Here is a 16835-nt window from a genome sequence, read left to right as displayed (position 1 = left end):
CTTGTCTGCAAGTCAGCTATGCGTTTAGAGAAGGGCAGAACACTTAACACAAGGCCCTTCTGAATGCTTCGCAAGGCTCTCTTCCTGGGTGTTGCCATGATGGTAACACCCGCTCTTGCCGCTGAACCCGCCAAGGACACTCCTGCCCCCAATGCCGACAGCGTGACACGCGGCACGGTAGTCGTGGATGGCTCGACCATTCCTTATCAGGCTGTTGCCGGGACCATTCTCGTGCACGGGTCAGAATACAATGATTCCAATGAGGTTCTGACCAAGCGCGGCATCAAGGTTGAAGCCGGCAAGGATGACAGCGACAAGAACCCACCTGTCGCATCGATGTTCTATACCGCCTACTTCAAGGATGGCGTTCCATCCGCGAAACGTCCCATTACCTTCCTGTATAACGGCGGGCCGGGGTCGGCGTCTGTCTGGGTTCATATGGGCACGTTCGGGCCACGCCGCGTCAACACACCCGGTGACCAGCATCTTCCCGCCGCGCCTTACGCTCTCATCAACAATCCCCAGTCTCTACTGGACGTGTCTGACGTTGTGTTTGTCGATGCTCCGGGAACCGGCTTCTCGCGCATTGCGGGCAAGGATGCAGCCAAGGAGTTCCTTGGTGTCGATGGTGACGGAGAAGCGTTCACCCACTTCATCTCGAAGTTTCTTGCAAAGTACCACCGCTACAATTCGCCCAAATACCTGTTTGGCGAAAGCTACGGCACCATGCGCTCCGCAGTCGTCATCAATGATCTGGAGCAGGAAGAGAACATCGATTTCAATGGTGTCATCCTGCTCTCCCAGATCCTGAATTACGACAACAGCGCTGATGCACCGCAGTTCAACCCTGGCGTTGATGACCCGTATGTTCTCGCTCTACCCACCTATGCTGCAACGGCGTGGTATCATCATTGCCTGCCACAGCAGCACCCGGACCTGAAGGCCTTCCTGAAGGAAGTCGAGCATTTTGCTGTGACGGATTATACCGTTGCCCTCCGTCAGGGAGCAGATCTGCCGGAAAGCGAGCGTCAGGCCATCGCAGAGAAGCTCCACACCTACACTGGTCTGCCGGTGGACTATATTCTGCGCTCTGATCTCCGCGTGAACGGCGGCCAGTTCGAACAGCAGCTTCAGGCTGCAACGGGAATGGCAACAGGTCGCCTCGATACGCGGTATTCCAGCCCGACGCTTGATCCGATGACAAAAGAGGCAGATTACGATCCGCAGTCCAGCGCTATTAGCTCTGCCTATGTTTCGGTCTTCAATGACTATGTGCGGAACACTCTGAAGTACGGCACAGACGAAACCTACCGCCTCTTCAATCCTGAAGGGAACTGGGACAACAAACACACCCAGCCAGGACACGGCTACCAGCCTAAGGGCGTTCCCAATGTCATGAGCGACCTTGCCATGGCAATCAAGACGAACCCAAACCTGCATGTGATGCTGAACGGTGGCTACTACGATCTCGCAACGCCTTACTACGAAGGTATTTACGAGATGAAGCATCTTCCGATGCCTACCAGCCTTCAGAAGAACATCGAATACGCTCAGTATTCGTCCGGACACATGGTCTACGTAGATCCGGCCGCACTGCAGCAGCTTCATGACAATGTCGCAGCATTTATCCGCCGGACAGACAATCTGCACTAATCTCTAGCGTTTTCAGAAAAGGCGACGAAGGGGCAACCTTTCGTCGCTTTTTTTATGAGTCAGCAGGCTAGCCTATCTGAACAAAAGCTCTGGCGAGGCGTCTGATTGAAAACTCGCATACACGCTACGGCTCGATCGCTGGGGTGCCCTTTTCAAGCGAACATTTGGTCTAGACGCCAACGTTGAGACAGCCTGCGTCAGATTAAGAGCGACACCATCAGAACTCAGTAAAAGCTGGCGCTCCTGAGTGCTAACATTCTCAGAAGAAAACCTGACAAGACGAGAAACACTCTGCTTGCGGAAAATTATTCGTAGAAAGAGCTGCGATAACAGACGCTTGCGTTTCAGGCAGCGGTATTGGGCGTCTTTATAAAATATAGCAACAAAAAACCCCGCCAGATTGCTCTGGCGGGGTCAGATGTCTCACCGAGATGAAAAAATCAGGCAGACTTCGCCATGATTTCTTCAGCCACGTTACGAGGAACAGCCTCGTAGTGGTGGAACTGCATGGTGAAGGATGCACGACCCTTCGTTGCAGAACGCAGATGGGAAATGTAGCCGAACATTTCCTTCAGCGGCACCTGGGAACGGATCATCACGGTCGAACCAGACGTTTCCTGGCTCTGGATGATGCCGCGGCGACGGTTAAGATCGCCAACAACGTCACCCACGTGATCGTTCGGGGTCGTAACTTCAACGTCCATGATCGGCTCAAGAATCACCGGACCGGCATTCTTCATACCTTCACGGAAAGCAGCCTTGGCGGCGATTTCGAAGGCCAGAGCCGACGAGTCAACGTCATGGTACTTACCGTCGAGCAGCGTGAACTGGAAGTCCACCGTCGGGAAGCCAGCGAGAACACCCGTGGTGCTCTGCATCCGGATGCCCTTTTCGACAGCCGGGATGTATTCCTTCGGAACCGTACCACCGACAACCTTGTTGGTGAACACGATCTCGTCCGGCTTGTCAGACGGAGCGAACTCGATCTTGACTTCAGCGTACTGACCCGAACCACCCGACTGCTTCTTGTGGGTATACGTCTCAATGTGGGACTTCGTGATCGTCTCACGATAGGCCACCTGAGGCGCGCCAATGTTGGCATCAACACCGTATTCACGACGCAGACGGTCAACAATGATGTCCAGGTGAAGCTCACCCATGCCGGACAGGATGGTCTGACCCGTTTCCTGATCGGTCTTGAGGTGCAGGGACGGATCTTCAGCCGTCAGCTTCTGCAGGGCCAGCGTCATCTTCTCGACACCGTCCTTGGTCTTCGGCTCGACAGAGATGTCGATAACCGGAACCGGGAACTGCATACGCTCCAGAACCACTGGATCAGCGGCATCAGCCAGCGTGTCACCCGTGACCGTGTCCTTCAGACCAACGAACGCAGCAATGTCACCCGCACCAACGGACTTCACTTCCTGACGCTTGTCAGCATGCATCTGGAACATGCGGCCAACGCGTTCCTTGTGACCCTTCGTCGTGTTCAGGATCGTGTCGCCAGCGTTCAGCACGCCGCGATAGACGCGAACGAAGGTCAGCGTGCCGTACTTGTCGGAAATGATCTTGAATGCAAGGCCAGCGAACTTGCCATCCGGATCGACAGGAACGATCGGCAGGAAGTCTTCGTCAACCTCTTCGCCTTCCGGCGGAGCAATGCGGATGCCTTCAACTTCGTCCGGAGCCGGAAGATAGTCGATGACTGCATCGAGCAGAGGCTGAACGCCCTTGTTCTTGAACGCCGTACCGCACATGACGGGACGGAACTCACCGGAGATTGCACCCTTCTTGATGCACTTCTTCAGCGTTGCAACGTCAACGTCGCCCTTCTCGAAGTACTCTTCCATGGCGTCGTTATCGACGGCAAGAGCGGTGTCGAGCAGGGTCTGGCGAGCTTCCTCAGCCTTTTCCTTCAGGTCAGCCGGGATCTCTTCGTAATGGAACTTGGCGCCGAGTTCGCCGCCTTCCCACACGATGGCGCGCATCTCGACCAGATCGACAACACCAACGAAGTTTTCTTCAGCACCGATCGGCAGCTGCAGCGGAACTGCAACGATGTCCAGCTTCTCTTTCAGCGTGCTGAAAGCGTAGTAGAAGTCTGCACCCGTACGATCGAGCTTGTTGATGAAGATGACGCGCGGGACGTTGTAGCGGTCAGCAAGACGCCAGTTGGTCTCGGACTGCGGCTGCACGCCAGCCACACCTTCAATCACGAAGATGGCGCCATCGAGCACGCGGAGCGAACGGTTCACTTCGATGTTGAAGTCGATGTGGCCCGGGGTGTCGATGATGTTGATGCGGTGGTCGTTCCACTCACACGTCACGGCAGCGGACGTGATGGTGATGCCGCGCTCACGTTCCTGCGCCATGTAATCGGTGGTGGTGTTACCGTCGTGCACTTCACCGATCTTATGGGAGACACCCGTGTAATACAGGATGCGCTCGGTCGTGGTGGTCTTACCAGCATCGATATGAGCGGTAATACCGATATTGCGGATCTTCGAGAGAGCCGATTTGGCTTCCTGAACGCTTTCGGACACGGAGAACCTCCAAAAAACAATAAAAGGTGTTTCAGTCTGGACTGAAACACCTCCGCTGCGGCTCGTTAAAGCCGAACCTGATTTGTCCCAGTGGCGGCTGAATGACCCAGACCGCCATGGTTTTCAAGAGTAATCTTTATGAACCAGCCGAAGCCGGAAAGATTTCTCAGGCTGTCTGTGCAGCCTTACGCTCCTGAACACGCAGGATACGACGCTTGATGACCTGAGCTTCTTCAGGAAGCTTGCGGTTTGGCGTTCCCAGCAGGAACGAATCCAGCCCACCATTGTGCTCGATCGTACGGATACCGTTGGTGGACAGGCGCATGCGCACTGAAGAACCAAGAATATCGGAGATCATCGTGGTCTCCTGCAGATTCGGGAGAAAACGACGGCGGGACTTGTTATTGGCGTGGCTGACGTTATTGCCCGTCAGCACGCCCTTGCCCGTGACCTGGCAACGGCGAGACATGGTAGCACTTTCCTCGATGCTGGATGACGCAGGACAGCGGAGGCCCGGCGCGTTCCGTAAATCAGGCGCGGCTTATCGCGAACGAGAGGGCTTTCGTCAAGCCCTCATGACCGCTTCTCCCGCCTGAACCGACCACATTCTTGCATAATAGCCGTCTTTTTGCAGCAATTCCGTGTGTGTTCCTCGTTCGACCACCCTTCCTGCATCCAGCACGACGATCTGATCAGCGTCCTGAATGGTAGATAGACGGTGCGCAACGATCACCGTTGTTCGGGACAGAGAAAGCGCGCGCAATTCCTGCTGTATCGCAGCTTCCGTCCAGGTATCGAGGGCACTTGTTGCTTCATCCAGAAGGAGAATTCTGGGGTCTTTGAGCAGAACGCGCGCGATTGCGACCCGCTGTTTTTCGCCCCCCGAGAGCTTCAGCCCACGCTCTCCCACGACTGTGTCATATTTTTCTGGAAGCTCATTAATGAAGTCATGAATTTGCGCACGGGCGGCCGCAAGTTCAACTGCCTCCTCTGGAGCGGAAGGATCTCCATAGGCAATATTTTCGCCAATTCCTGCATTGAACAGAACCGTGTCCTGAGGGACGGTTCCAATCACCCGTTGTAGATCTTCCAGCGCCACATCCCGCAGGTTTTTCCCGTCAATAAAGATCGAGCCCGATGTCGGATCATAAGCGCGGGTCAACAGACGCCCGATCGTTGATTTTCCCGAGCCCGTATGCCCAACGATTGCCAGAGATGTTCCCGCCGGAATATCCAGATTGATATCATGCAGGATTTCGCGGGACGGATCGTAACTGAAGGAAACATGCTCGAACCTGATCGCAGCAGGACCACCTGTCGCAAGTTTGACGGGCAAGGGTGCCGGATTTTTCGCCTCAACGATTTCTGAGTGTGTACCAAGGAGTTCAAGGTAGTTCTCAAGATCTACCCGGGCATTTCTCCAGCCCGCACTGACGTAATTCAGCGCTCCTACAGAACTATAGAGCCCTCGAAGGTAGCTACCGATCAGAACGAACTGTGCGACACCAATCCTGTGCTGCACGATGTCATGAGCGGCCAGCAACAATATGACCGCAGTTGCCCCCGCAATCAGCAGACTTCGCGCCATCTGGGAAAGGCCGACCAATCGTTTCAAACGAATTTCAGCGTTCTTCAGAGCGACGCGCGACCGGTCGTAGCGGAGAATTTCCTGATGACTGCTGGCAAAACTGCGGACTGTCTCGAAGTTCAGCATACTGTCAACGAGTTGGTATTGTGCCTGACTGTTGGCTGTGTTCCGCGCACGCCGAGCTGTCATTCGCATACGTGTAAAAACATACGATACAGCCGCATAAACGCCGATCCCGCCGACAGCCACCACGACATACCGCCAGTCAAAGATCCGAAACACGACGAAAAGCGTCATCAACAGTTCGATAGTGTTTGGCAGAACATTGAAGAGGACAAGACTGAGCAGTGTGCCAATCGCATCCGAGCCACGATCCAATGTCCTCGTGAGAGCTCCCGTCTGCCGATCAAGGTGAAACCGCACGCTCATGGCGTGAAGATGCTCCAATCCCACTAGCGCAACACGCCTCTGCAGGTCAGCTTCAATAGGAGCAATCAGCATTTCACGGAGCGGTGTCGATAGCCCGGCAACAACACGGATGATCGCGTACTGGCCAATTAACCAGAACGGGACAGCCAGCAGCACCTGATGCTCTGACAACGCCGACACCATCCGACTGAATAGCCAGGGGGTCGCAACAGTCGTCCCGCTTTCTACGAGAAGCAGGACCATCGCCACCCCGACCCAGAACGCCGTACGGCCTGGGTTTTCAGGGCGGATTTTTTTCCAGAGTTCTTTGAGAGACAGGCTTTCCGATTTCGAATCGTGTTTCTTTGACATGCCAGACTATGAGAAAGAGAGGCTCCGCTTTGCAATCGCCCGCGCGCATGCGAAACTTTCGATTGTGCTAGAAAAGTCTCCAACCCCGAATCTTGATCCGTTCCTCCGACATATAGAGGCCTGCAATAGCGCACGCCTTCCCGGCAGACGGCTCCCGTTTTTTTGTGCTCACGAGCAGATCGGATGGATTTCCCCGGAAACGTCCCTCCAGCTTGAATCTTTGGGATTAAAAACACAGGAAAAATTTGGCGTTGCGTCAGGAGAGGACTTGTTTCCCCTCTCCCAGACTCTTGCCAGACAGGGTGTGTATGCTTCGCATGATGAGCCCTTCGACGTTCGCAACGCGCAAGGCGATGTCATTGGGCGTGTTGACCGGGGTGCCATTCCTGTTCTGGGAGTAGCGGCAGAAGGTATCCATATGAATGGCCTCGTGGAGCATTCCACAGGCACAATGCTATGGATCGCCCGTCGGAGTATGTCCAAGCGTCTTGATCCTGGAAAACTGGACCATCTGGTCGCTGGCGGCATGAGTGCCGGGCTTGACCCACAGATGACGGTGATCAAGGAAGCTCAGGAAGAGGCTGGCATCCCGGAAGAGCTATCCCGCCGCGCAGTGCCCGTCAGCCGACTGCACTACGCCATGGACCGCCCTGAAGGCCTTAGAAGGGATGTTCTTCACTGCTACAACCTGATCCTGCCAGAAGACTTTGTCCCGGTAGCAGAAGATGGTGAAGTTGAGAGCTTTCATCTGATACCGCTAGCGGATGCATTCTCTCTCGTCCGAGATACTGATGACTTCAAGTTCAACGTCAATCTCGTTCTGATCGATCTGTTTATCCGGCGGGGTCTGTTCACTCCCAGCGAATGTACCATCCTTAAAAATGCACTGGCACAAACACACTCATGAAAAACCTCGGTCTCACTGCCCTGTTCCTCTCGCTTCCCCTTTTGGGAGGCTGCGTCGTCCCGGTGAGTGTCACGCCCGACCTCTGCCGCGAAATGCGTGCTCAGGATACGTTGCAGATCAGAATGATGTTCGGGCAGATGCGTCCCGGCGGACTGCCCATAACAGATGATGAGTGGCAGACATTTGTTACATCCGAAATTACCCCCTATTTCCCAAGCGGCCTGACAGTTTTCAAAGCTGATGGGCAATGGATGAATACTGTGACCCATGTGGTAAGCAGGGAACCGTCCAGAATTCTCTGGGTTGTGACACCTCCCGACAAGAACCTTCAGCACAATCTCCGTGCAATTCAGGCCGCTTACCGGCAACAGTTCTCCCAACAGGCTGTGGGCCTCACTATCCAGTCCGGATGCTCACTGTTCAACTGAGAACCTACGGGCATGGTGCAAACACTTCGCCAGTGCGCGAACGGATAGCGCATCAGCCATAATTTCCGGCCACTATTTTCAGGACCCCCATGACCGATCAATTTCCTCCTCGTTCCCCTGAAGTCATTCCGGTGGAAGCCTCGGATTCCACCGGAACCATACAGCGGCGGGCGCGTGGGTTTCTGGCCCTCTTTTTCGTGGCTATCGGTCTTTACACACTGAAAAATTTTCTTCCGGCTTTGTTATGGGGATGCGTGTTCGCCATTTCCCTTTGGCCGCTTTACCAGCGCGCTGAGCGTCGGTTTGGCCGCAATGACTGGCTGCCGATGAGCTTCACCCTGGTTGTTGCCCTGATTTTTCTGGTCCCGGTTTCTCTCGTTGGCGTCAAACTTGCCGACGAAATCAGGAGCGCGCTGGAATGGATTGAGGACGTGCGGAATAACGGCATTCCAATGCCCGAATGGGTCCCGCGTCTTCCATTCGTGTCCACCCAGGCAACCACGTGGTGGCAAAACCACATGACCAGCCCACAACGGCTGTCACATCTGCTCCACTCAGTCGATGTCGCTCATGGCATGCAGATGACAAAGCAGGTTGGGTCGCAGGTCGCACGCCGCGGCACACTTTTTGCGTTTTCTCTACTGACGCTCTTCTTCCTGCTGAAGGATGGAGATTACGTGATTCGTAAGGGGCTTGTGGGCTCACACCGGCTGTTTGGTGAACAAGGCGAAAGCCTTGCCAAACAGATGATCTCATCCGTTCACGGAACACTCGCGGGGCTGGTGCTGGTTGGCCTGGGAGAAGGAGCAATCATGGGAGCCGCCTATATGCTGACAGGCGCACCCCAGCCCTTGCTGTTTGCCATGCTCACGGCCGTGGCTGCCATGATACCGTTCCTCGCCTGGCCAACCGTCGGACTGGTCGCTCTCTTGCTATTGGCTAAAAGCAGCATGATCGGCGCCATTGTCGTAATGGCTCTGGGCTCAGTTGTTATTTTTGTAGCTGACCATTTTGTCCGCCCGGTTCTAATTGGCGGCAGCACCAAGATGCCATTTCTTTGGGTCCTGCTAGGCATTCTGGGCGGAGCAGAAACGTGGGGCCTTCTTGGCCTGTTCCTTGGACCAGCAATTATGGCCGCACTCCATCTGCTGTGGACGCTCTGGACAGAAGAGCGCACAGACAAGAAAAAGGCCTGAAAAGGCCTTTTATAATACCATCATTTTTTAAGGTAATTACCGCAGGACTGGTCGGGCAGGCGGGATTCGAACCCACGACCCCCAGTCCCCCAGACTGGTGCGCTACCAGGCTGCGCTACTGCCCGTTCGTCCTGCGGTGGCGGTGGTTTAGCAGTGCAAACTCATCACCGCAATGGGGCATCTGCCCTATACCGGAAGAAGACTTCTCAAAATTTGAAGTTCTTCCAGAATTTCCTTCATTTCAGAACGCAAAAATTCGTTTTCTGCATCCAGATGCCTGACGGAGGCAGCAAGGTGCTGATTCGCATCCTGAAGAACCAGAACTTCTTCTGTGTCATAAATTGAGAAAGGGGCTTCGGCTTCGGCTTCGGCTTCGGCTTCGGCTTCGGCTTCGGCTTCGGCTTCGGCTTCGGCTTCGGCTTCGGCGAATGTCCTTCCCGTCAGACACTCGTCAAGCACCTGATCCGCCTTTTCTTCAGGTTCACGAGCTTCGGGATACTCTGAAAGCGATGCGTCTTCTTCGTCGTGAAGCACTGACGTCTCACCAACGAGGACGCTCTCTTCTCTCAGTTCAGGAGTACCAGAGATCTCTGGTACTGCCGGAGCTTCGGGAAAGATAATATCGTCCGCAGCGTCTCCTAAAACTGGACCCTCAACTGGAGCGGGCGCTGCATGAACACTCGCAATAGTCTCCTCTGCCTTGGGAGAAACAGTGCGATTTTCTAAAGATTTCCTGGCTTTTTCTTCTCTTAAAACTCGCAGAACGCCTTGGCCCTTATAGCCCTGTACGTAGAGAAGATCGGAAATAAGACGAAGCGTCTCGACGTGTTCAGGGCTGTAATAACGGCGCCCACTCTCCCCACGAAATGGCTTCACACCCGGATAGAGAGTTTCCCATGAACGCAGTCGATGCTGCGGAATATGGAGCTCTTCCGCGACCTCGCTGATGGTTCTGTAAGCGTCCGGGCCCTTTTTGATTTTTCCAGCGCCAGAATCAGCCAGATTATCGTCGGAGAGATCAGCGCTATTGTTCGAAGTGGTATCAATCATCTGCGTCGTCCACATCGTCAGCATGGCTTTCCACGCCATTCATCTGGTCCCGCAGAAGCTGCGAAGACCGAAACACCAAGACAGCGCGAGGCAAGATTGGAACCTCAACCCCGGTCTTGGGATTTCGCCCGATGCGTTCTCCCTTCTGGCGAACAGAGAAGGTCCCGAAGCCGCTCAGCTTCACGGACTCACCTGCTTCAAGTGTGGAGGAAATTTTCTCCAACACACTTTCCAGAATCATGGAGGAATCGTGCCGGGACAGCCCAACACGGCTATAGATGTGCTCGACAAGATTCGCGCGCGTGACTGTACTCATGACACATGCGTATCATGACGTTCAGAACAGTCAAAGGAATCAATCGTTAACCTTGAAAGACGATGCGCCGCCTCACATGCGGACGAGCGCAGAACCCCAGGTCAAACCGCCACCCAGCGCTTCCATCAGAACAAGATCGCCCTTCTGGATACGACCGTCTCTGACAGCTTCGTTCAGAGCCAACGGGATGGAAGCGGCAGACGTGTTAGCGTGACGGTCTACTGTCACCACGACACGTTCGGCAGGAAGGGCCAGCTTTTTGGCCATACCGTCAATAATACGGAGATTGGCCTGATGCGGTACGAGCCACTGAATATCCTGCCCCGTCAGGTTGTTGGCTTCCAGTGCTTCATCAACAGCCTGGGACAGCTTAACAACCGCATGACGAAACACTTCTCGCCCAAGCATTTTGAGATGTTGAGTCGTGCCTGCGCAGCCTACTGCCCCGTCAACGTACAGAATGTCCCCAGATCGACCGTCAGAATGAAGATGGGTCGAGAGAACGCCCTCGCCTTCCTCAGCTCCGGCTTCCAGAAGCACCGCGCCGGCGCCATCTCCGAACAGAACGCAGGTTGTGCGATCATTCCAATCCAGCAGCCGGGAAAAGACCTCGCTCCCAATCACGAGAACCTTCTTGGCCAACCCGGATTGAATGAACGAATTTGCTGAGGCCAACGCATAGACGAACCCCGAACACGCAGCGCTGATATCGAAGCCGAACCCTTTGGTGATCCCGAGCAGGGCCTGCACCTGCGTTGCCACTGCGGGGAAAACCTGATCTGGCGTTGAGGTTGCCACAATGATGGCGTCAACGTCTTCAGCGTTTACACCGGCCTGCTCAAGAGCCTGACGCGCCGCGGCAGCGGCCATGGACGCCGTCGTTTCGTCACCTGAAACGATGTGACGCTGCGTGATGCCCGTGCGTGCCCGGATCCACTCGTCGGATGTTTCGATCTTCTGAGCGAGATCGTCATTCGTGACAATCGTGCGTGGCAGATAGCCACCCACGCCTGTCAGGCGGGCACGAAGGGGACCGGACATAAAGTTTCTCAGCTCACAGGTTCTGGGGCGACCGTGCTGGCAGCAGCAGAAGCTGCATCAGCTCCAAGCATACCGAGCTGATCCAGGCGGGCACGGATCTTGTCGTTCAGGTTATGGGTTACGGCATCCATTGCGATATCGACGGCTGAGGCAAAAGCTTCGCCATCTGCGCCACCATGAGACTTCACAACAACGCCATTCAACCCAACAAAAACGGCGCCATTATAACGCCGCGGATCAATCCATTCCCGCATTCGCTCCAGCCCGGGGCGAACCAGCAGATAACCGATGCGAGTCAGCAGATTGGTTTCGAAAACGCGCTTCAACAGACCGAAAGCAAGCTTAAGAGCCCCCTCGCCTGTTTTCAGAGCAACATTTCCCGTAAAACCATCTGTCACGACAACATCCGTCGTCCCGGCGGTAATGTCATGACCTTCAACAAAGCCGTGGAACTGTTCCGCCAGCGCGCTGTCTCGCAGGCGCTCAGCAGCCTGACGCAGCCTTTCGTCACCCTTGAGGTCTTCAGAACCAACGTTCAGGAGTCCGATTGTCGGCTTTGGCAAACCCAGCGCGGCCTGAGCAAAAGCCTCGCCCATGACGGCGAATTCCACCAGATTTCGGGCGTCACACGCGATGTTGGCGCCCAGATCCAGCATAACCGTATCACCGCGCGCAGAAGGCTGGACAGCAACCATCGCAGGGCGGGAAATTCCAGGCAGCGCTTTGACGATAATCTTGGCCAGGGCCAGCATCGCTCCGCTGTTTCCAGCAGACACAACACCACAGGCCTCACCAGAAGATACAGCCTCCATAGCCAGACGCATGGAAGAGCCACGAACACGCAGTGCTGCGGTCGGCTTCATTTCCATCGAAATGCTGGCTGGAGTGTGACGAATGTCACAGATGCGGGCAGCTTTAGGATATCGTGCCAGAGCCGGTTTGAGAACCGCCTCATCTCCGATCAGGAGCAGTCTGGCTGTCGGATGACGATCAGCCGCCAGTTCGAGACCGGCAAGGACGATATCCGGTGCCCTGTCTCCCCCCATTGCGTCGACGGCAAGGGCATAAGGCCCTAGGGCCGCGGCGTCACGAACAGGCGTGACAGGCGCTTTAGACATTAAGACAGTTTCCCGGACAGCATCGCAGATGCGGATACTCCATCAGAGCATCCGCAGAAGAGATCAGGCGCGGACGGCCGTCTTCAGGCTCTTGCCTGCTGCAACAACTTCACGACCATCGTAATGACCGCAATGGCTGCAAACGTGGTGCGGGCGCTTCAGTTCGCCGCAGTTCGCGCATTCCGCATGCGCTTCAGCCTGCAGGGCATGGTGGCTGCGACGCATGCCAGCACGGGACGGCGAGGTCTTTCTTTTAGGGACGGCCATGGCTTTTATGCCTCTTTCTGCTTCTGTGTCGGCACCCTTGCTCCGCTCCCAGCGGCATCCGGTGCCCCGTTGTTCGTCGTCTCGTATTTACGCCGAGTTCAGGCGGGCGGCTCTAGCAGAGCAAACGCAAACCCGCAAGCTAAAGCGAGGGATTTTATTCTTTTTTATCCCCGTTCTTCAGACCCACGAGCGCTGCAAATGGGTTTGGGCGACGCTCTGACTCAGGCAGGTCCTCGGACTGATCGTCCCCTTCTTCCCCTTCCGCAGGGGCCACGTCAACAGCATTTTCGAGACCGGCACCCGGAAGACGAGGATATGGGTCCAGCATCAGGGCCAGTTGTTCGGCAGCGGCTTCGCCAATGTCCAGCGCCCTGCCATCATGCGGAACGTCGTCAGGGGCATCCAGATTAATGGAATCGATGTCGAATTCATCTTCTGGCATCTGGGATTCCGGAATGAACCGCAGAACAAAGGTCTCGGCGAGCACATCATCAAATTTTTCTGCCGTAATGACGCATTCCTGTGTCACCTTTGCGCTCAGACGGCCCTGAGCAAGAATTTCGGTCTTGCTTTCAGGTGTCAGAACGAAGCGACACTCAAGGTGATGCACTGCCGGAATGCCAAACCGCCGCGCCAGGGCTTCACGCTCCTGCGGGGTTGCCGTCACGGTTTCTTCTGTTCCTGCCCCTACCCGACTCAGGGGGATACGACGTGAAAATTCGGGAGAATGAGACATTTGAGCACTCCATCCCCGGTTACATAGGGGAAATCGTTGACAGGCAGGTATCGTTTAAGGCACCCGCAGGGTTGAGCGGTTCTCTTGCACAGGATAGTTTCCGGTTCCATGAATAACGCATCTTTTCTGACGACCAAAAGCAGAACACGTCTTGTGCAACGCCTCGGTTTCACCGGTTTGGCCTGTGCTCCGCTCCTTCTGGGAGGATGCTCGGTATTCAGCCCGATTCCCGAGCCGCGCGGTTCGCTCATCGAGAAGACCGACTATGCCCAGCTGGTGCCAGGCACCAGCACACGGTCTGACGTGCTCGACAGCCTCGGCTCCCCGACCGCACACGCAACCTTTGACGACAACACATGGATCTATGTGTCCATGATCACGTCTCCAACGCCGCTGGGCTTCCCAACGGTGGACAAGCAGCAGGTTGTGGTTCTGAACTTCGACAACTCCGGCGTACTGCGGAAGATGGATACCCTGAACCGCAAGGATTCCATCCGCGTCGGCATGGTGGGCGCCACAACCCCAACGCCGGGCACCAAGACGTCGGTCATTCAGGAGCTGCTGGGTAACGTTGGCCGTTACAACCCAATGAGCAACATGAGCAGCACATTTGGTGGCAGCCAGGGCCCGCTGGGTAATCAGGGCACCGGCAATGGTGGCGCGGGTAATACCCTGCCCTGATCTTCCACTTATTTTGGCAGGCTGAGCAGAACGCCCAGTCCGCCAAGTGGGCTTTCGAGCAGCCTGATGGTGCCCCCATGGGCATGAATGATATCGCGGACAATCGTCAGCCCCAGACCGCTCCCGCCGTTACTTCCTGATCGTGTTGACTGCAAAATCGTCTCCCGCTGATCAGGGGGAATACCGGGACCATTATCTTCCACTGTAATCTCGATCCTTCTCTCTCCTTCCCAGAGAGAGATTCGCATGGCACCCCCATGCCGTCTGGCATTATCCGCCAAATTGGTGAGCGCACGCTTCAGCGCATCCGGCCGGACTGGTATTTCAACACCTTCCCGTCCCTCGACCCCCAGAACCTGACCGCCGGCACGTCTGGCAGCCACAGCAACCTCATCAATTAGGGATCGGAGATCTGTCAGTACGGGACGTTCCGATCCTTCTCCACGCGCAAAAGACAGATAGCTGCCAATCAGCCGCTCCATATCTTCGATATCCGTCACCATGTCCTGAATATCGGGCTGGAGATCTTCAGCTTGAATGCGTCCTTTTGTCGGGAGCATGGCCATACTGAGGCGCAACCGCGTTAAGGGGGTGCGCAGATCATGAGAAACCCCCGCCAGAACCGCCGTCCTTTGCGCGACAAACCGATTGACGCGATCCTGCATGCGGTTGAACGCGATAGCGGCCTGACGCACCTCACGCGCCCCTTGAGGGCGGATAGCCCCTTCATCGCGACCTAATCCAAAAAGCTCAGCTGCCTGAGCGAGCCTGCGAATGGCGCGCACCTGATTACGCATGAACAGTGCGGCAATGACAAAAAGAAGCGCAGAACTGCTGAAAGCCCAGGCGACAAACATCCAGATCGGGCCAATGCTCAGCCTCTTATGAGGCGTCAGAACATCCAGCACACCATCAGGCAAAGCGATGGAGACTCTGACGGTTTCCGGAACGGCAGACCAGTCCACAAAAAAGGGACGTCCCAGCCCCTGATGCAGAGCACGCTCAAAATCATCGTCGATAGGACCGAGAACATGATTCGTCCCTTCGCGCCCTAAAGTCGCATTCGGATGAAAAACGAATTCCAGCTGGGTTCGTGCAGACGCATCTCGCAAAAGAGCTTCGCGCCGATCCTGCTCAGGCGTCCGCTCCAGCATCGACATGACGAGCGAGACCTCGCCTGTGATGCCATCAGACAGGCGCCGGGAGACGACATTCAGGTAAGTCCCGTAAAACAAAATCAGGACGATTGCCTGCGTGACGAGCAGCGGCGTCAGGACGATCAGCATGGACCGCCCTAAAAGGGAGCGCGGAAGAACGCGCCTTAGCGGACGATCCAGTCGTCCCCAGTGATCTTCAGATCCCGGGCTTGAGAACATAACCCTTCCCGCGAACCGTATGGAGGAAACGTGGCTCCTTGGGATCGACCTCAATGCGCCGTCTGAGACGCGTCACCTGCACATCCACAGCACGTTCTCCGATTTCATCCATGTCGAGCGCTTTGGCAATGTCTTCGCGCGACATAACAATCCCTGGGCGACTGGTCAGCACCCCCAGCAAGGCAGCCTCGCCTCCTGTCAGATGGACCGGTCCATCCGGACCAGTCAGAAGGCCACGCGGCACATCGAACTCCAACACGCCAAGCCGTAAAAGAGAGGGCACTTCGGAGACTGCGGAGACGGTGGGCACAATTCTTCTTAGATGTGCACGAAGGCGAAGCAACAGTTCTCTGGGTTCAAACGGCTTGCCCAGATAATCATCCGCACCGGATTCCAGTCCGTCGATCCGATCCGCCGGCTCTCCCCGAGCCGTAAGCAGAAGAATCGGTAACGACAGTCCCTCCGCTCTGAGTGCCCGCGTTAACGAAACCCCGTCTTCTCCTGGCATCGTGACATCCAGCACGATGGCATCCGGCTGAATTAGTTGCAGCACTTCGCGAGCCTGACGGGCATCTTGCGCCGTAGTAACGCGATAGCCGTTTTCAGCGAGGTACCGCTGCAAGAGCCTGAGCAGGCGGGAATCATCATCGACAACAAGAATATGTTCGTCACTCATCGAAAACCTCCTCCCGGAGCGATCTGGAGAGGTGAAAGAACACGCTTGAACCCCTCAACCGCAGTTACTCCTGCCTCCCTGTAGGCCCGTGTCATAACATCACGGATCAGCTGAAAAAGCTGTCGCTCAATCGCCTCGCCTTCAGGCGTGAGCTTTAGCGGGCGCTTGCGCCGATCATGCCGGTCTTCTTCCTGCACAAGAAAATTTCGCTCACGCAGGTCTCCCAAAGCCCGACCAAGGGACTGCTTTGTGATCCCGAGGCTGGCAAGCAGCGCGCTGGGAGTGATCCCGGGATGGGCCGCGACCAGAAAAAGAATTCTATGGTGCGCAGAACCCAAGCCGTTTTCCCGCAGAAGTGTCTCGCATTCTGAGTTAAGACTGCGCCACGCGAGCATGAGTGCTTCGTAGGACTGACGAATCTGCTCTTCACGAAGATAAAGATGTGCGGTCGCAGAAGGTGGTCCGTCCGGAAGGCGCAT

General features: G+C 55.7%; 17 protein-coding genes and 1 tRNA gene. 5 read left to right on the top strand and 13 right to left on the bottom strand.

Going from position 1 to position 16835, the window contains the following annotated elements:
* Nucleotides 1–63: 63 nt before the first annotated feature.
* Nucleotides 64–1653: a S10 family serine carboxypeptidase-like protein gene (locus tag R5H23_RS00720; protein WP_317213891.1), complete on the top strand. Its 1590-nt coding sequence runs from the start codon at nt 64–66 to the stop codon at nt 1651–1653.
* Nucleotides 1654–2093: 440 nt separating this feature from the next.
* Here R5H23_RS00720 and fusA read toward each other — a convergent pair whose 3' ends face one another.
* The 3 genes from fusA to R5H23_RS00705 all read right to left on the bottom strand — a co-directional run bounded on the left by fusA (nt 2094) and on the right by R5H23_RS00705 (nt 6564).
* Nucleotides 2094–4196 carry an elongation factor G gene (gene fusA, locus R5H23_RS00715; RefSeq protein WP_099212218.1) on the bottom strand — a complete coding sequence of 701 codons (2103 nt, stop codon included), beginning with the start codon at nt 4194–4196 and terminating at the stop codon, nt 2094–2096.
* A 166-nt stretch (nt 4197–4362) separates the two neighbouring features.
* Complete coding sequence (gene rpmB / locus R5H23_RS00710; protein WP_007282133.1) at nt 4363–4665, bottom strand: 50S ribosomal protein L28; 303 nt, start codon at nt 4663–4665, stop codon at nt 4363–4365.
* Nucleotides 4666–4761: 96 nt separating this feature from the next.
* Nucleotides 4762–6564, bottom strand: coding sequence for an ATP-binding cassette domain-containing protein (locus R5H23_RS00705; protein WP_317213890.1), 1803 nt, complete (start codon nt 6562–6564; stop codon nt 4762–4764).
* Between the two features lie 268 nt (nt 6565–6832).
* On the opposite strand from R5H23_RS00705, the gene R5H23_RS00700 reads away from it, so the two are divergent.
* The 3 genes from R5H23_RS00700 (at nt 6833) to R5H23_RS00690 (ending at nt 9095) form a co-directional block, all read left to right on the top strand.
* Nucleotides 6833–7471 (top strand): NUDIX domain-containing protein, encoded by a 639-nt coding sequence (locus tag R5H23_RS00700; protein WP_317213889.1) that lies wholly within the window; start codon nt 6833–6835, stop codon nt 7469–7471.
* On the top strand, nt 7468–7899 hold the full coding sequence (locus R5H23_RS00695) for a DUF3574 domain-containing protein (protein ID WP_211496945.1): 432 nt from the start codon (nt 7468–7470) through the stop codon (nt 7897–7899). The genes R5H23_RS00700 and R5H23_RS00695 overlap by 4 nt, the downstream gene beginning before the upstream one ends.
* Before the next feature lie 89 nt (nt 7900–7988).
* Entirely contained in the window at nt 7989–9095 is a 1107-nt protein-coding gene (locus tag R5H23_RS00690) for an AI-2E family transporter (protein ID WP_099212210.1), read from the top strand.
* A 48-nt stretch (nt 9096–9143) separates the two neighbouring features.
* Here R5H23_RS00690 and R5H23_RS00685 read toward each other — a convergent pair.
* From R5H23_RS00685 to R5H23_RS00655, 7 genes are all read right to left on the bottom strand, one after another.
* Nucleotides 9144–9220, bottom strand: a tRNA-Pro gene (locus R5H23_RS00685).
* Nucleotides 9221–9281: 61 nt separating this feature from the next.
* Nucleotides 9282–10145: a MerR family transcriptional regulator gene (locus R5H23_RS00680; RefSeq protein WP_317213888.1), complete on the bottom strand. Its 864-nt coding sequence runs from the start codon at nt 10143–10145 to the stop codon at nt 9282–9284.
* Nucleotides 10138–10461 (bottom strand): integration host factor subunit alpha, encoded by a 324-nt coding sequence (locus tag R5H23_RS00675; protein ID WP_064273136.1) that lies wholly within the window; start codon nt 10459–10461, stop codon nt 10138–10140. Before R5H23_RS00675 ends, R5H23_RS00680 begins: the two co-directional genes overlap by 8 nt.
* A 72-nt stretch (nt 10462–10533) precedes the next feature.
* A complete protein-coding gene (locus tag R5H23_RS00670) occupies nt 10534–11502 on the bottom strand; it encodes a beta-ketoacyl-ACP synthase III (protein ID WP_317213887.1) in 969 nt (322 codons plus the stop codon).
* A gap of 8 nt (nt 11503–11510) precedes the next feature.
* Nucleotides 11511–12620, bottom strand: a complete 1110-nt coding sequence (gene plsX, locus R5H23_RS00665; RefSeq protein ID WP_317213886.1) for a phosphate acyltransferase PlsX — start codon at nt 12618–12620, stop codon at nt 11511–11513.
* A gap of 63 nt (nt 12621–12683) precedes the next feature.
* Nucleotides 12684–12887, bottom strand: a complete 204-nt coding sequence (gene rpmF, locus R5H23_RS00660; protein ID WP_046901404.1) for a 50S ribosomal protein L32 — start codon at nt 12885–12887, stop codon at nt 12684–12686.
* Between the two features lie 154 nt (nt 12888–13041).
* Nucleotides 13042–13623 carry a DUF177 domain-containing protein gene (locus R5H23_RS00655; protein ID WP_046901403.1) on the bottom strand — a complete coding sequence of 194 codons (582 nt, stop codon included), beginning with the start codon at nt 13621–13623 and terminating at the stop codon, nt 13042–13044.
* Nucleotides 13624–13731: 108 nt separating this feature from the next.
* Here R5H23_RS00655 and R5H23_RS00650 point away from each other — a divergent pair, with 108 nt between their 5' ends.
* Entirely contained in the window at nt 13732–14304 is a 573-nt protein-coding gene (locus R5H23_RS00650) for an outer membrane protein assembly factor BamE (protein WP_086634131.1), read from the top strand.
* Between the two features lie 8 nt (nt 14305–14312).
* Here R5H23_RS00650 and R5H23_RS00645 read toward each other — a convergent pair whose 3' ends face one another.
* From R5H23_RS00645 to R5H23_RS00635, 3 genes are read right to left on the bottom strand one after another with little or no spacing between them, the layout of a single operon-like run.
* Nucleotides 14313–15680, bottom strand: coding sequence for an ATP-binding protein (locus R5H23_RS00645; protein ID WP_317213885.1), 1368 nt, complete (start codon nt 15678–15680; stop codon nt 14313–14315).
* Entirely contained in the window at nt 15658–16356 is a 699-nt protein-coding gene (locus tag R5H23_RS00640) for a response regulator transcription factor (protein WP_317213884.1), read from the bottom strand. Before R5H23_RS00640 ends, R5H23_RS00645 begins: the two co-directional genes overlap by 23 nt.
* Nucleotides 16353–16835: a MarR family winged helix-turn-helix transcriptional regulator gene (locus tag R5H23_RS00635; protein WP_232309068.1), complete on the bottom strand. Its 483-nt coding sequence runs from the start codon at nt 16833–16835 to the stop codon at nt 16353–16355. The genes R5H23_RS00640 and R5H23_RS00635 overlap by 4 nt, the downstream gene beginning before the upstream one ends.

Origin of the sequence: Gluconobacter sp. GP1, assembly GCF_032913585.1 — a bacterium.
Lineage (GTDB): Bacteria > Pseudomonadota > Alphaproteobacteria > Acetobacterales > Acetobacteraceae > Gluconobacter > Gluconobacter cerinus.
This window is presented reverse-complemented; position numbering and strand designations above follow the sequence as displayed.

Bases quoted from the DNA above. Each gene is read 5' to 3' on its own strand.
- R5H23_RS00720 (WP_317213891.1), top strand. From the start codon at position 64: ATGCTTCGCAAGGCTCTCTTCCTGGGTGTTGCCATGATGGTAACACCC.
- rpmB (WP_007282133.1), bottom strand. From the start codon at position 4,665: ATGTCTCGCCGTTGCCAGGTCACGGGCAAGGGCGTGCTGACGGGCAAT.
- R5H23_RS00705 (WP_317213890.1), bottom strand. From the start codon at position 6,564: ATGTCAAAGAAACACGATTCGAAATCGGAAAGCCTGTCTCTCAAAGAA.
- R5H23_RS00695 (WP_211496945.1), top strand. From the start codon at position 7,468: ATGAAAAACCTCGGTCTCACTGCCCTGTTCCTCTCGCTTCCCCTTTTG.
- R5H23_RS00690 (WP_099212210.1), top strand. From the start codon at position 7,989: ATGACCGATCAATTTCCTCCTCGTTCCCCTGAAGTCATTCCGGTGGAA.
- R5H23_RS00680 (WP_317213888.1), bottom strand. From the start codon at position 10,145: ATGATTGATACCACTTCGAACAATAGCGCTGATCTCTCCGACGATAAT.
- R5H23_RS00675 (WP_064273136.1), bottom strand. From the start codon at position 10,461: ATGAGTACAGTCACGCGCGCGAATCTTGTCGAGCACATCTATAGCCGT.
- R5H23_RS00670 (WP_317213887.1), bottom strand. From the start codon at position 11,502: ATGTCCGGTCCCCTTCGTGCCCGCCTGACAGGCGTGGGTGGCTATCTG.
- plsX (WP_317213886.1), bottom strand. From the start codon at position 12,620: ATGTCTAAAGCGCCTGTCACGCCTGTTCGTGACGCCGCGGCCCTAGGG.
- rpmF (WP_046901404.1), bottom strand. From the start codon at position 12,887: ATGGCCGTCCCTAAAAGAAAGACCTCGCCGTCCCGTGCTGGCATGCGT.
- R5H23_RS00655 (WP_046901403.1), bottom strand. From the start codon at position 13,623: ATGTCTCATTCTCCCGAATTTTCACGTCGTATCCCCCTGAGTCGGGTA.
- R5H23_RS00650 (WP_086634131.1), top strand. From the start codon at position 13,732: ATGAATAACGCATCTTTTCTGACGACCAAAAGCAGAACACGTCTTGTG.
- R5H23_RS00645 (WP_317213885.1), bottom strand. From the start codon at position 15,680: ATGTTCTCAAGCCCGGGATCTGAAGATCACTGGGGACGACTGGATCGT.
- R5H23_RS00640 (WP_317213884.1), bottom strand. From the start codon at position 16,356: ATGAGTGACGAACATATTCTTGTTGTCGATGATGATTCCCGCCTGCTC.
- R5H23_RS00635 (WP_232309068.1), bottom strand. From the start codon at position 16,835: ATGCGCCTTCCGGACGGACCACCTTCTGCGACCGCACATCTTTATCTT.